This window comes from Sneathiella chungangensis, from assembly GCF_009882935.1.
Classification (GTDB): domain Bacteria; phylum Pseudomonadota; class Alphaproteobacteria; order Sneathiellales; family Sneathiellaceae; genus Sneathiella; species Sneathiella chungangensis.
In genome coordinates this window covers 445,477-458,890 of the sequence record NZ_WTVA01000001.1, presented here as the reverse complement: position 1 = coordinate 458,890, position 13,414 = coordinate 445,477, and the positions used below count along the sequence as shown (strand labels likewise).

The 13,414-nt window shown below is 52.8% G+C and carries 14 protein-coding genes; 9 read left to right on the top strand and 5 right to left on the bottom strand.

Annotated features, from left to right (window positions below; genetic code table 11):
• Both apnL and nanR read left to right on the top strand, forming a co-directional pair.
• On the top strand, nucleotides 1–1,785 hold the full coding sequence (gene apnL, locus GQF03_RS02255) for a D-apionate lactonase (protein WP_161337562.1): 1,785 nt from the start codon (nucleotides 1–3) through the stop codon (nucleotides 1,783–1,785).
• A gap of 61 nt (nucleotides 1,786–1,846) precedes the next feature.
• On the top strand, nucleotides 1,847–2,581 hold the full coding sequence (gene nanR, locus GQF03_RS02250) for a transcriptional regulator NanR (protein WP_161337561.1): 735 nt from the start codon (nucleotides 1,847–1,849) through the stop codon (nucleotides 2,579–2,581).
• Between the two features lie 41 nt (nucleotides 2,582–2,622).
• On the opposite strand, the gene GQF03_RS02245 is transcribed toward nanR, so the two are convergent.
• The 5 genes from GQF03_RS02245 to GQF03_RS02225 form a co-directional block, all read right to left on the bottom strand.
• The gene (locus tag GQF03_RS02245; RefSeq protein WP_161337560.1) at nucleotides 2,623–3,888 is read right to left on the bottom strand and encodes a ribulose-bisphosphate carboxylase large subunit family protein; all 1,266 of its coding nucleotides are present in this window, start codon (nucleotides 3,886–3,888) and stop codon (nucleotides 2,623–2,625) included.
• 370 nt (nucleotides 3,889–4,258) lie between these two features.
• Complete coding sequence (locus GQF03_RS02240) at nucleotides 4,259–4,657, bottom strand: methylglyoxal synthase (protein WP_161337559.1); 399 nt, start codon at nucleotides 4,655–4,657, stop codon at nucleotides 4,259–4,261.
• Between the two features lie 2 nt (nucleotides 4,658–4,659).
• Nucleotides 4,660–4,950, bottom strand: coding sequence for a putative quinol monooxygenase (locus GQF03_RS02235; RefSeq protein ID WP_161337558.1), 291 nt, complete (start codon nucleotides 4,948–4,950; stop codon nucleotides 4,660–4,662).
• Nucleotides 4,951–4,952: 2 nt separating this feature from the next.
• Nucleotides 4,953–5,111 carry a hypothetical protein gene (locus GQF03_RS02230; protein WP_161337557.1) on the bottom strand — a complete coding sequence of 53 codons (159 nt, stop codon included), beginning with the start codon at nucleotides 5,109–5,111 and terminating at the stop codon, nucleotides 4,953–4,955.
• A gap of 60 nt (nucleotides 5,112–5,171) precedes the next feature.
• Nucleotides 5,172–6,272, bottom strand: coding sequence for an isocitrate/isopropylmalate dehydrogenase family protein (locus tag GQF03_RS02225; RefSeq protein ID WP_161337556.1), 1,101 nt, complete (start codon nucleotides 6,270–6,272; stop codon nucleotides 5,172–5,174).
• Nucleotides 6,273–6,677: 405 nt separating this feature from the next.
• On the opposite strand from GQF03_RS02225, the gene GQF03_RS02220 reads away from it, so the two are divergent.
• The 7 genes from GQF03_RS02220 (at nucleotide 6,678) to GQF03_RS02190 (ending at nucleotide 13,406) form a co-directional block, all read left to right on the top strand.
• Entirely contained in the window at nucleotides 6,678–7,700 is a 1,023-nt protein-coding gene (locus tag GQF03_RS02220; protein ID WP_161337555.1) for a TRAP transporter substrate-binding protein, read from the top strand.
• Nucleotides 7,701–7,781: 81 nt separating this feature from the next.
• Nucleotides 7,782–8,327: a TRAP transporter small permease gene (locus GQF03_RS02215; RefSeq protein WP_161337554.1), complete on the top strand. Its 546-nt coding sequence runs from the start codon at nucleotides 7,782–7,784 to the stop codon at nucleotides 8,325–8,327.
• Nucleotides 8,324–9,607, top strand: coding sequence for a TRAP transporter large permease (locus tag GQF03_RS02210; RefSeq protein WP_161337553.1), 1,284 nt, complete (start codon nucleotides 8,324–8,326; stop codon nucleotides 9,605–9,607). The genes GQF03_RS02215 and GQF03_RS02210 overlap by 4 nt, the downstream gene beginning before the upstream one ends.
• A gap of 10 nt (nucleotides 9,608–9,617) precedes the next feature.
• A complete protein-coding gene (locus tag GQF03_RS02205) occupies nucleotides 9,618–10,595 on the top strand; it encodes an SMP-30/gluconolactonase/LRE family protein (RefSeq protein ID WP_161337552.1) in 978 nt (325 codons plus the stop codon).
• Nucleotides 10,588–11,616 (top strand): Gfo/Idh/MocA family protein, encoded by a 1,029-nt coding sequence (locus tag GQF03_RS02200; RefSeq protein ID WP_161337551.1) that lies wholly within the window; start codon nucleotides 10,588–10,590, stop codon nucleotides 11,614–11,616. The genes GQF03_RS02205 and GQF03_RS02200 overlap by 8 nt, the downstream gene beginning before the upstream one ends.
• Before the next feature lie 53 nt (nucleotides 11,617–11,669).
• Entirely contained in the window at nucleotides 11,670–12,365 is a 696-nt protein-coding gene (locus GQF03_RS02195; RefSeq protein WP_206376098.1) for an FCD domain-containing protein, read from the top strand.
• A 165-nt stretch (nucleotides 12,366–12,530) separates the two neighbouring features.
• Nucleotides 12,531–13,406, top strand: coding sequence for a choline/ethanolamine kinase family protein (locus GQF03_RS02190; RefSeq protein WP_161337550.1), 876 nt, complete (start codon nucleotides 12,531–12,533; stop codon nucleotides 13,404–13,406).
• Nucleotides 13,407–13,414 lie beyond the last annotated feature (8 nt).

Below are 13,414 nucleotides of genomic sequence, written 5' to 3'. Positions count from 1 at the left end.
ATGGAACTGACAGTGGCAATGACTCTCTATGGAACGGATGCCCCGATCCCGGAAAGGAGATTATTGTCCGCTGGGCTGGTGACCGCGATCCTGGAAGAGGGGAATCTACGCGATATCCGGTTTGATCAAATAGAAATGATACGGGGGATCGGATATCTGATCCGCGACCGCGATTGGGGCACCTTGGTTCCGCAGATTACGGATATGCGTATTGAGGAATCAGGTGATCATTTCAGCGTAACTTATCATGCGATATATCATAGCAACGATGCGCGGCTTGATGTCGATGTAAACATTGAAGCGGGAAACAATCGTCTGGTGTTTTCGGCGGCAGCGACGCCGACAGGCTCCTTCGAGACCAACCGGGCGGGATTCACGATACTTCATCCGATAGGCGTGTCCGGTAGCCGGGTGACAGTGGAACATTCAGATGGGCAGGTAATTGAAGATCACTTCCCGAATGAAATAGAGCCGTGGCAACCTTTCAAGAATATCCAATGTTTAACGCATGAAACTTCGGGAGTTACGGTTTCCTGCCGGCTGAAGGGCGACGTCTTTGAAATGGAAGACCAGCGGAATTGGTCGGATGCGTCGTTCAAAACCTATGTAAGACCGCTGGAACTCCCTTGGCCGTATTTGCTTGATCATGGCGTGACCGTATCGCAATCCGTCTATCTCTCTTTTACCGGGCGATCCATCAAGGTCGAAACATCCGCCGGGCAAATATCAGTTGCGACGGGGGAAATTTTGGATTGCTCTTTTCCGGAGACGGCGCTCGTCCTGACGCCCAATGAAGCAGATGAAGCATTACAATACCTTCCGTTGCTTGCGACGATTTCTCCTTCAAGGATTACCTGCCATTTTGATCCCGCTGCAGGCCATACAATTGATGATCTTCGCGCCTTCAGTCAGTTGCAAAGAAAGTATCCGGCTGTTTATGATTTTGAGTATGCGGCGGATTGTACTGGCGATCTGCGAAAGGAATTCCAGCTACTTAAGAAGGGCCTGAACCAGGCGCAACTTAAGCTGGATTCCCTACTGGTATGTCCGTCCGTGGACAGACAATCGACGCCGCCCGGCAGCGAATGGCCCGATTGTCCTCCGCTCGACGCCATATATGCCGCGACGCGGGAGAATTTTGACGGCATAAAAATCGGCGGGGGAATGCTGAGCTATTTTACCGAGCTCAATCGCAAGCGGCCACCTACGGAAAATCTGGATTTCATTTCACATGGCACAAATCCTATTGTGCATGCGGCAGACGATCAAAGCGTGATGCAGACTCTGGAAACAATTCCATATATTCTTAAATCGACAAGAAAATTCGCAGGGTCTCTTTCATACAGGCTTGGGCTGTCCTCAATAGCAATGCGCCAGAACCCATATGGCACGAAAACAATGGACAATTTTCGTGACCAGAGAATATGCATGGCGAACTCCGATCCTCGGCATTGGGCGCGTTTCGGCGCTGCTTTCGCGGTTGGATATGCGGCCGAAATCGTTCCATTTGGAATAGAGTCCTGGACACCGGCCGCGTTTACCGGTCCACGCGGTGTTGTTACAAAAGCCGGAAAACTAAGCCCTTTGGGTCATGCCATTTCTTTGTTGGCGCGGCGGGGAGGTGCCCCGGTGCGATCCAGCAGGGTTTCTCATCCCGACAAGCTTTCCGTTATCGCGTTTACGGATTGTATTGCCGTGGCGAACTTGACCAGTGAAACAATTACTTGTCAAATTGATGCACTCAAACCTATTTCATTGGACCCCTTCGCGGTCAAATTGGTATGATCACATGGTTGTTATGCCATGATAGAAAGGATATTCTTTACTTTATGGAAAGTTGGGTACGATGCCAATCAAAGACCAGTTAGATAGCCAAGAACCGGCGGAGCGTATTCATCGGCGCAAATTATCCGACCAAGTTTTTGACAGGCTGCGGAACATGATCGCCAGTGGAGAACTTGCGCCGGGAGATTACATGCCATCTGAGCGGACGCTAATGGAGCGCTTCGGTGTGGGGCGGCCAGCAGTGAGAGAGTCCCTTCAATCCCTGCATACCATGGGCCTTATTACAATTTCCCACGGCGAACGTAGTCGTGTAAACGAGCTTTCCGCGGGAACGGCCTTCAAGCAAGTGGACGCGATTGCACAGCTTCTCCTGACATCGGAGCCGGCCAATATAGAGCATTTAAAAGAAGCCCGTCGGCTATTGGAGGCGGGAATTGTAAAATCAGCCGCGGAACGAAGCACAAAAAAGGATATCCGCGACCTCCGCGATTTGATCGCGAAGCAACGTGATAAGTTGGGTGATTCCGAGGCATTTATGCAAGCTGATATCGCCTTTCACAAACGGATCGCCGAAACCGGACGAAATCCGCTTCTAACGGCTGTCAGCGAGGCCATGTTGAAGTGGCTTTTTCAATATCATACAGTTCTGCTGCATTGGTCAGGGCGGGAAGAAACGACATTGGCGGAACACAGCGAAATTGTCGATTTGATTGAAAAACGTGATGTTGAAGGCGCCGTTAAGGCCATGGAAATACATCTAAACCGCTCCGAGGAACGGTATAAACAGCAAAGGTAACGTCAGTTGGTTTCGATGAATGGCCGCCGGATGTTAGTCTCTTAGGTTTTTGTCAGGGTGGGTTTTTCAAATCTTTCCAGGGCTTCTGACAGTTCGCGATGAGACTTGGCGAATTCTTCGACGTTGATCCCTTCTCGGGCGGCCATGGCCGCCTGACGCAGGGCGGTGACACCGGCCGCCGGTCCGGACGGATGGCTCATTATTCCGCCGCCAGCACAAAAAATAAAATCATCGGAGCCCAGGATGTCCCGTGACGGGGCAATCTGCCATGCCGTTTGACCGGAGGAATAGACTGGCATTGCTGCATAGGTCGGTCCGTCTTCACAAACGGGTGCCTGAACGGCTCGTGCTGACTCAGCTACCACAGAGTCGCTTTCCGTAAATTTATTTCCCAGCCCATTTACATGCAAATGATCCGCGCCGGCCAATCGCCAAAGTTTCTGCCAAGCGACATAACTGATGCCAATATCCGGGGAGCGAGAGTACAGCCCCCACCCATTTCGATGGCCATGGAGCGGTAGATCACAGTGATCGCGCAGCGCGCGCATGCCGGCCAATCCGACGGAATGCAGCGAAACCATAAGGCAGCTTCCCCCAAGGGACTGTATGGTCTCGGCGTGGCGCCACATTTCCTCCACTTCATCGGTAATGTTGAAGGCATACATCACCTTCTTGCCTGTTTTTTCCTGATGATCGTTCAGAACACGCATGACTTCTCTGGCCCTGTCCTCCAGGGGGCAATTTGGGCCGTTCGCTTGCAACTCGTCGTCTTTTATGAAGTCTATGTCCGCTTCCGCCAGCTGTTTGACAAGTGCCGCCGTGTCATCCGGGCTGAAGCCAACGCTGGGCTTGATGATGGTGCCAACCATCAATCCTTCCTCGACGCCAGCAAGTCGGCGTGTTCCCGTTACGCCGAATTTAGGGCCGGGGCAGGCTTCGACAAATTCCCTTGGAAGGTCGACGTCAAGCAACCGGATCGCGGAGATTTCCGCCAGTTCGAACAGGTTGCCGGCAATTGTCGCCAATAGATTAGGTAAAGAATTTCCGATTGTTGCCACCGGCCAGCTTACGGTCACAATCCCGCGCTCGTACTGACTGCCGCGTCGCCGCGTCGGAAGGGAGGGTTGCTCGGATATATTCAGGACATCGACGCGTTCAACACGTGCGCGTGAGCGTTCGCGCAACTCGTCCGTTTCCGCTGCCAACCTGACAAATGTGCCGGAGGATTGCTCTCCCGCGAGAACCTCCGCCGCACGACCAATTCCAATAGGGGACTCAATTTCGTATTTTGCCGTAAAGCGAGCCATACATGCTGATCCTGTTTTTCGTTCTATCCAAGTTTACTTAAATGATTATATATTGAGCATACCAGTTTAAAAAGAAAAATGGTTAGCCTTGGATGCGGAAGAGGTCGAATTCCGCCTCTAGGTGCTCTCAGAAATAATCTGATCTTTGACCGTATCTTAGTAATTCCGTAAAAATTTGGAATGACAACAAAGAACGTTTTTCTTCGTAACATCGAAGATCACCTTTATGCAGGGCGTGCCGACGTCAGCGGTGATGCAGTTCGGTATTGGTGCTGATGATGCATGTCCGATTTCCGTTTTCCCTATGAAATGTCGAAGGCCTTGTCGAGGGGCGGAGCATCGATATTGGTCGCCTTACGGTGCAATCTCTTTACCGCGCAGGATGGGCAAAAGCGGGATTGGTTATGATCAGGTCGGCGGTCGCCGGATTGCAGGCGAGGGGTATGTCGTAGAGTGTCGACATTCGAACCAGTGCCTTGACATCGACGTCGTGGGGCTGTGCGGTCATCGGGTCCTGAAAGAATATCAAGACATCCAGCTTACCTTCGCAAATTCGGGCGCCGAGTTGCTGATCGCCGCCCATCGGTCCGGATTTCAACCGTTCGATTTTCATGTCTCTATGGATATCGGTCAGGACTTTCCAGGTGGTTCCGGTTGCACAAAAGCGGTGTTTTTCGAGGATTGACTTATTTCGGGTCACCCAGTCGAGCAATGTCGCCTTCATTGCGTCATGGGCGACGAGACCGATATTCAGACATGTCTCCGCCATTTTTATGCGGGCACCCGTTTGAGCGTGCGGACCGACTTTTCCTCGATCCAGTCGTGAACGGTTTTGTCAAAATTCAGAAAATGCGACGACGCCAGATGTTCCTGAAAGGATTGCTGGTCGGTATAAAGTTCATACAGGGTGAATTGCGTCGGGTCATGCGGGTCGGAGCAGACATCGAATTGGTGACAGTCGGCTTCGCTGTCCAAGGAATCCCGGGCCTGCTTGAGAAGGGCGGCCTTGAAGGACGAGACGCAATCTTCCTTCACTTTAAAATCCACTATTACAACAAACAATTTTATCGCTCCGGGTTTGGAAGAAAAGACTTGCCGGTACCGTAGCCTTTTCTGAGTTTGCTAATCGCATCATCCATGTGCGGTTTGGTCAGAATGCTCGGGACTCCGGCGGCTATTGTCCGCCAATAAACATCATAAAGGGTTTCCGCTTCCTGTGCCATGGAAAGAGCCTGCATTGGCTTGACCCCAGCGCAATTTGTCCATGATTTACCCCCGATCGGTCAGGAATGTATGAGACGAATGATTTCCTGGGTGACTGCCCTCGTTCCCATATCGCCGCCGAGTTCGGTGGGTCGTATGGTATTCTGGGAAAATCCCGAATGGATGGCGTCTGAAATGATTTCCGCCGCAGCGGACAAGGCCTGAACTCCCGTTTTATCGGCAAGATATTCCAGCATCAAGGAGCCGCTGAGAATCGCCGCCAGCGGGTTGGCTTTATCCTGGCCCATAATATCGGGGGCGGTCCCGTGGGCCGGCTGGAACAGGCCATGATGATCGCCGATTTCTCCGCAGGCCGCCATTCCCATGCCGCCGACGAGGCCGCCCGCGAGATCGGATAATATGTCGCCAAACATATTCTCCATTACCAGTATATCAAAATCCCAGGGCTTCCTGATCAGGTCCAGCGCCTGTGCGTCGACATAGTTATATCCCTTTTCAATATCGGGAAACGCCTGGCTCCGTTCATCAAATATCTTCCGAAAGAAGGCCATGGATTTGAAAACATTGGCTTTATCGACACAGGTGACGAGGCCCCGGGATCCCTTTTCCTTGCGTTTCCGCGCCATGTTAAAGGCAAAATCATGCAGTTTTTCTGTCGTTTTGCGGGTAATCCTGAGCGTATCCTGGACTTCATCGTCATTTTCAACGGGACATCTGTTATGGGCGGCGGCGGAGTAAAAAAGCCCTTCGGTCGATTCCCTGAGGATGATCATGTCGATTGCCGCGGCGCGTTCATCCGATAGTTTCCGCGGGATGTTCGGATAAGCCTTTATCGGACGAATGCCCGCGTAGAGCTGAAAGCGATCGCGCAGACGCAGGTGAGGGGAGATCTCCGTTCCATCTTCATAGCGAACGGACGGGAGGCCGATGGCGCCCAAGAAAATTGCGTCCGCCGTGCCGGCCACTTCCTCGCCGTTCTCCTCAATATCAAGGCCTGTTTCACGGTAGTAACCGGCGCCCGCCAGAATTTGCCGATAGTCGAGGGAAAATCCGCCAACCCGGTTCTGGGCCGCGTCGATAACGGCGATGGTTGCGTCCGTGACATCTATCCCGATCCCATCTCCCTTGATGGTTGCGATTTGAAAAGATGGAATGGCCATATTTGATAATCCTGCAATGATTCACTTGTTGGACGGGTTGCAAGTCAGGGGACTTGGCGGGTCGATATCTATCCGTATGAGCGTTATCTCCGGTCTACCGAGGAGGTCAGGAATTTTAACAACCATCCATTCCCTCTACAGTACTGGACATACCCTGCATTAATCTCCTTAGCTAACATTTTGTTTTTTTACGACTTATTCAGCGCGACCAATCGAATGCCTGTTGATCTGATGCCGCCTATTTAATACAGCAGCAGTGAATATGTCAATGTATACATAATAAAATACATTGACATATTTATTACTGAATATAATGTACTGGTGAAATTTCGGCCGGGCCGGTTCTCTGACCCGCTGGCTGTAAGAAACGACGGTAAAAAAAGCACCGAAAAAGGGAGGTACATTATGTTAAAAAATGTCATTAGTTTTACGTCTGCGGCGGTGATCGCCGTAGGGGCTCTGTCCGGCGCCCTAGTTTTTTCCACGGACGCATCTGCCGAGACGATCCTGCGTTTCAGCCATACGGATAATCCCGGCGGATCGCGCCAGGCGGCGGCAGAGGTTTTCGCAAAGAAAGTGGAGGAATATACCGAGGGTCGATACAAAATCCGGATCTATCCGGCCGGGCAGCTGGCAAATGATCCGAAAGCCATTGAGCAGCTCCAGCTGGGCGGTGTCGATTTCACGGTCTCTGCCACGGGCAGTTATGCGACGCATCTGCCGAGCCTGAACCTGACGGCCATGCCGTTCCTTGTCGATACCTACGAGCAGGGGTGGGAATTTTATGATAATTCTGACTGGCTCAAGTCTGAATTCGCCAAGCTCCCGGAAAAAGGGTTTCGGGTTCTGTCCACATGGGAAGCAGGCTTCAGAAGCTTCACGACACGCATGGAACTGAATTCGCCTGCGGACGCGGAAGGGCGCAAAATGCGCGTCTATCCGAATGACATGATCCGCTGGACCATGGAAGCGATTGGGTTTCAGACAGTCGTGATGCCGATTACCGATGTCTATCTTTCCATCCAGCAGGGTGTTGTCGATGGTCAGGAAAACCCGGTCGATACAATCAAGTCATTGCGGTTCTATGAAGTGGCGCCGTATATCACGCTAACGCGGCATGTTTATAGCCCGCTTCCTCTGACGGTTTCTGAAAAAACATGGCAGTCCTTCTCGGATGCGGACAAGGCCGCCGTGAAAAAAGCCGCTGACGAAGCCGCGACTTTCAGCCGTAATCTGGTCCGGGATTCCGTCAACAGCCAGCTTGATGAGATGAAGGCCGCCGGCGCGAAAATCAGCACGCCGGAAATTGGACCTTTCAGGGACGCCGTTGCCTCCGTGTATGAAAAGGCAAAAGGCATCTATGGCGATGAAGTCGCAAAAGTATTGGCGGATACCGCTGATATCCGCAAGCGGCTCCCGGCCAAATAGGCACCCATCAAACCAGACAGGCCCGCGTTCAAACCGCGGGCCTGCGTCTTTTCATCGCCATTCGTGAGGGAGTGAAAGTCGATGGACTATCGCGGTCGCTATCCCGCTTTCATCAGAATGCTGAGCCGATTGATCGATCTGTTTCTCGTCTGTGGGGGCGTGTGCGTCCTGACGCTAATCTTCGCCAACGCGGTCTTGCGCGGCGCGGCGGGGTTCGATCTTGCCTGGTCCCTTGAGGTGACCGCGTTTTTATTGCTTTGGCTGACGTTTCTCGGCTGTGCCGCGGCGGAAGCCCGGGGCGCCCATATGCGCGTCACCGAAGTCGTTACCTACCTCGTGCCAGATCGGCTGAAGCCGGCGCTGGAGTTCGTTATCAGCATTACAATCATCGTAATATTGATCTCCCTGATATATCAGGGCTTCCAGATCGCCCAGCATACATGGGCGCAGAAAACGACCGTGCTGTACTGGCCTGTCGGGCTCCTGTATGCCTCACTTCCGGTCGGCATGGCCCTGACATTCATCTTTCATCTGGCGAACATGGTTTTTGACATTCGGGATGGTTTCACCTCGTCCCGCGATCCCTTCAGGAAATCCAATGACCCGGCCTGGGAGGATTTCGAATGATCTTGCTGTTTATCTGCGCCGTCTTTCTTTTCACCATTATGATCGGTGTGCCGCTTGTCTGGGCGATATTGATTACGGCCATCCTTCCCATATTCGTGTTTGATCTAGGGTATCCCCTGCAAGCTGTTTACCTGAACCTGATCGGGGGCGTCGAGCCCAATCACTTTATTGCCATTCCCCTGTTTATTGTTGCCGGAGAGCTGATGGGGCGCGGGGGTGTTGGCCAGCGCATTATTAATTTTGCAAAGGCCGCGTTCGGATTTCTGCCCGGCGGGCTCGGCTGCGTGGTTGTCGGCGCCTCCATGCTGTTTGGCGGTATTTCCGGCTCGGCAATCGCCGACTCGGCAGCCATCGGGTCGGTAATGATCCCGAACATGGCGAAGCAGGGATATTCGAAGGGATTTGCCGGTGGCCTGGTGGCGGCGGCTGGCACAATCGGTATTATTATCCCTCCCTCCATTCCCATGTTGATCTATGGATTTGTCGGCAACGTCTCTGTCGCTGATCTGTTCCTGGCGGGCGTTGTCCCCGGCCTGATTTTCGGCATTCTCTTTATGGCGGTCTGCTACTACATCGGGAAAAAGACACAATGCGACCCGGGCGGCGCGACTTCCTCTGCGAAAGAGTTATGGACCGCTTTCTTGGCATCCGCGCCCGCGCTCTTCATGCCGATCCTTATCCTTGGGGGAATTTTCGGCGGTATTGTCACGCCGACAGAGGCCGCAGCCGTTGCCGTTATGTACGGCTTCTTCGTCACCGTGGTCATTTATCGTGATTTCAAGCTGAGCCAGCTTCCCGCGCTGTTTATCGATTCCTTCGTGACGAGCGCAATTGTCATGGTGGTGATCGGCGCGACCAGCGTGTTGGGATGGCTGATAACCCTGGAACAACTTCCTCAGATTCTTGTCGAGTTTGTCCAGAGTGTCTCGTCGAACCAGATTACCTTCCTGCTATTGGTGAATTTGGTGATGCTCATCCTCGGGCTCGTTCTCGATCCGGTTCCGGCGATCCTGCTGACAGCACCGCTCTTTATTCCCACTGCAATGACCTTCGGCGTTGATCCGGTTCATCTTGGGGTTATCATGACATGTAATGTTGCCGTTGGATTGTTTACGCCGCCGGTCGGGGCAACTTTGTATGTTGCCTCCCGCATTGCCAATGTCGGGGTGCTTTCCATCGCACGGGCGATGGCGCCGCTTTATCTAGCCGCGCTGACAGCGTTGCTTTTGGTGACCTATTTTCCGGCAATTTCCATGACATTGGTCCATTTTTTCAGATAAGGAGAACATCATGATGAGCTTGGCTGAAATAGGACGAGTTGGCAGCGGGTTGAACCGCCCGGAATGCGTATTGACGACGGCAAACGGCCGGATTTATACGGCGGATTGGCGCGGTGGCGTTGCCGTCACGGAAACGGATGGCTCAAGCTGGTGGCTGCTTCCGGACGAACCGGGTTTTGACCTCCGCCCCAACGGCATTTGCCTGATGCCCGACGGGGCCTTCCTGATTGCGCATCTTGGCGATACGGACGGGGGGCTCTATCGCATTGCCGAGGACGGTCGGACGACGGCCCTTTGTACGGAGGTGGATGGGGTTCCCCTGCCTCCCAGCAACTACGTGCACCTGGACAAAAAAGGCAGAATATGGGCGACCATCAGTACACGCCATATCCCGCGGTCATTGGGGTATAATCAGTCGGTCAGGGATGGCTTTGTCATTTTGATAGAAAAGGGTCAGGCGCGCATTGTCGCGGATAACCTTGGCTATACGAATGAGTGCCTTGTCCATCCGGATGGAACCAGATTATTTGTGAATGAAACATTTTCCCGTCAATTGGTCAGTTTCGATATTTCCGAGAATGGTGATCTTTCCAACAAGACGGTTATCCAGGAATTCGTCCATGGCACCTATCCCGATGGCATGACATTTGATGAAAAGGGCGGGATCTGGATTACCTCCATCGTGAGCAATCGGGTTATTCGCATCGCGCCTGATGGCCGGAGTGAGGTCATTTTAGAAGATTGTCGCCCCGAGCATCTCGATTGGGTGGAAGAAGCGTTTCTGTCCGGACAGATGGGGCGGCCACATCTCGATAATGCCCAAAGCGAAAAACTTAAAAACATATCAAGCCTGGCCTTTGGCGGGGCGGATTTATCGACAGGATATTTGGGATGCCTTCTCGATGATTGCGTTTATAGATTCAAGTCTCCGGTGAAAGGATATGCGCCGGTTCACTGGCAATTTGAGGGACCGAAACGTCATGGATAAGATAAAAGTCGCGGCTGTTGGAACGGGATATTTCAGCCGATTTCAATATGCCGCCTGGGACCGAATTCCGGAAGTGCAACTCGTTGGGGTCTGTAATCGCACATTGTCTACGGCTGAGGAATTAGCGGATCAATATGGCATCAACAATGTCTATACAGACTTTCGACAGATGCTCGAAGTTGAGAAGCCAGATCTGGTTGATATCATAACGCCGCCGGTGACCCATGTGGATTATGTGACGACGGCTGTGGAGCTTGGCATTCATGCCATATGCCAAAAACCGTTTACGTCTTCTGTAACCGAAGCCCGCAAACTCGTCGCCTTAATCGAGGCAAAAGGCGGCAAGGTGATCGTGCACGAGAATTTCCGCTTTCAGCCCTGGTACCGGAAGATCAAGGAAATACTTGATGCGGGCAGTTTCGGGCAACTCTATGAGATTTCCTTCGCATTGCGGCCGGGAGATGGACAGGGCCCGTCCGCCTATCTGGACCGGCAACCGTATTTCCAGGAAATGGAGCGGTTTTTGGTGCACGAAACGGCGGTTCATCTGGTCGATGTATTCCGATATCTATTTGGTGAAATCGGCGCTGTTTATGCCGATCTGCGCCGGGTGAATCCGGTCATCAAGGGAGAGGATGCCGGGATCATCATTTTTGATTTTCTAAGCGGCGCCAAGGGTCTGTTCGATGGCAACCGCCTGAGCGATCATCGCGCTGACAACCGGCGGCTGACCATGGGCGAAATGCAGATAGAGGGGGAGAGGGGGACCCTTACGCTCGATGGAAACGGCAAGTTGTTCTGGCGGGATCACGGCCAAAATGAAGGCAAAGAGATCTCCTATGACTGGATTGACCGGGACTTCGGCGGAGATTGCGTGTATTCACTGCAACGGCATGTGGTCGATCATCTTCTTTACGGGACAGAGCTGATGAACACGGCAAAAGAATATCTTGCAAATGTGGAAATTGCGGAAGCATCGTATGTTTCAAATGAAAAAGCTGTCAAAATCAGTCTTCGATAAGCATACTTTGGGTTAGTGAGGCAAAAAATAGATAGTCAGGAGCGGTGATTGTAGTGGCTTTGAAAGAATTGAAAGGAACAAGCAAGGCACCAAAGATTTCGATTGCGGAGCAAGCCTATCTCGAGCTTAAACGCATGATATTGGAAAACGAACTTCCGGCGGGCCATCAGCTGATGGAAGGCGAAATTGCAGACTTGCTTGATATAAGCCGGACACCGGCGCGCGAAGCCATGATGAAACTCGAAGCCGAAGGGCTGGTGGAGGTCCGCCCGCGTCACGGCATGAAGGTGAAACCGATTTCCGTATCCGACATGCGGGAAATTTATGCCTTGCTGACGGGCCTGGAATCGACGGCCGCATGGCAGGCGGCCTCTCTGGATCATGATGATTCTGAAATCCAGAAACTGCTGGAGAGTGTCGAAAAAATGGGCCAGGCGCTGGAGAAACAGGATTTGCAGGGCTGGGCCGATGCCGATGAATCCTTTCATCGTCAGCTGGTTGCCATGAGTGGCAACAAGCGATTGATAGAGCTTGTGGACCGATTTATCGATCAGTCCCACAGGGTGCGCATGCTCACCCTGCGTTTGCGGCCCTTGCCGTTGCAATCAAATAAGGATCATGCCAGCGTCGTCGACGCAATTTTAAAAAAGCAGCCGGAGGAGGCGCGCCGGCTTCACCGAATTCACCGTGAAAACGCGGGGAAGTTATTGGTGGAACTTCTGGAAAAGCATGGCCTCACGCAGCTCTAGCGACGGCATGACCAACTGATTTCCTGCAAACGGACTTTCGCCATGGCGAGAGGGCAATCCAATTCCGGCATTCTCGAGACAGGTCAGATTCGCTGTTGCGGAAGGGGAAAACGTCATTATCCTGCTCCGGGAACTATTTCAGGGGTGGATGGACGGAAAGATATAATGCCGACAGCGGAAGAGATAATCGCCGGAATTCCGATCTGGAAGGGGCGGATACGGATCGAACCGCTGAGCGGCGGCATAACCAACCGGAATTTTCTGGTGACGGACACGGTGCAGCGGGCTGTGGTGCGCCTTGGCGAGGATATTCCCGTTCATCATGTCTCCCGATCAAACGAGTTGGCAGCAAGCCTGGCTGCCCATGCCGCCGGGATATCCCCGGCGGTTCTCTATCATGGACCGGGCGTCTTGATCCTTGACTATATTGAGGGTCGGACACTTGCGCCTGAGGATATTCGTGACCCGGCCGTCCTCGAGCGGATTGTGTCCCTGATAAAAACCTGCCACCGCGACATCCCGGCGCATCTTGAGGGGCCTGTCGCGAATTTCAATGCCTTTCAAATCATTCGCGACTATGCGAAGACGTTGCAGGAAGGAGAGAGCCGGTATTGCGATAGGCTTCGGGCGCTTCTTAATTCCTGTAAGGCGCTTGAAAGCGCGGCCGTGCCCTTTGGCCGGGTTTTCGGCCATAATGATCTGCTGGCCGCTAATTTTCTGGACGACGGGAAAAAATTCTGGCTGATAGACTGGGATTACGCGGGCTTCAATACGCCGCTTTTTGATCTCGGCGGGCTCGCCTCCAACAATGATGTCCCTGAAGACGGGGAACGGGCGCTTTTAGAGACCTATTTCGACGCTGCCATCGATTCCGCGCTCTGGAAACGCTATCAGGCGATGAAGGTGGCGTCTCTTCTACGCGAAACCATGTGGAGCATGGTCTCCGAAATTCATTCGACGCTCGATTTCGACTATGCCGGCTATACGGCGGAAAACATGGCGCGTTTCGAGGGCGCCTTTGACGAATTTAGGCAGATGTGAGGGCCGGA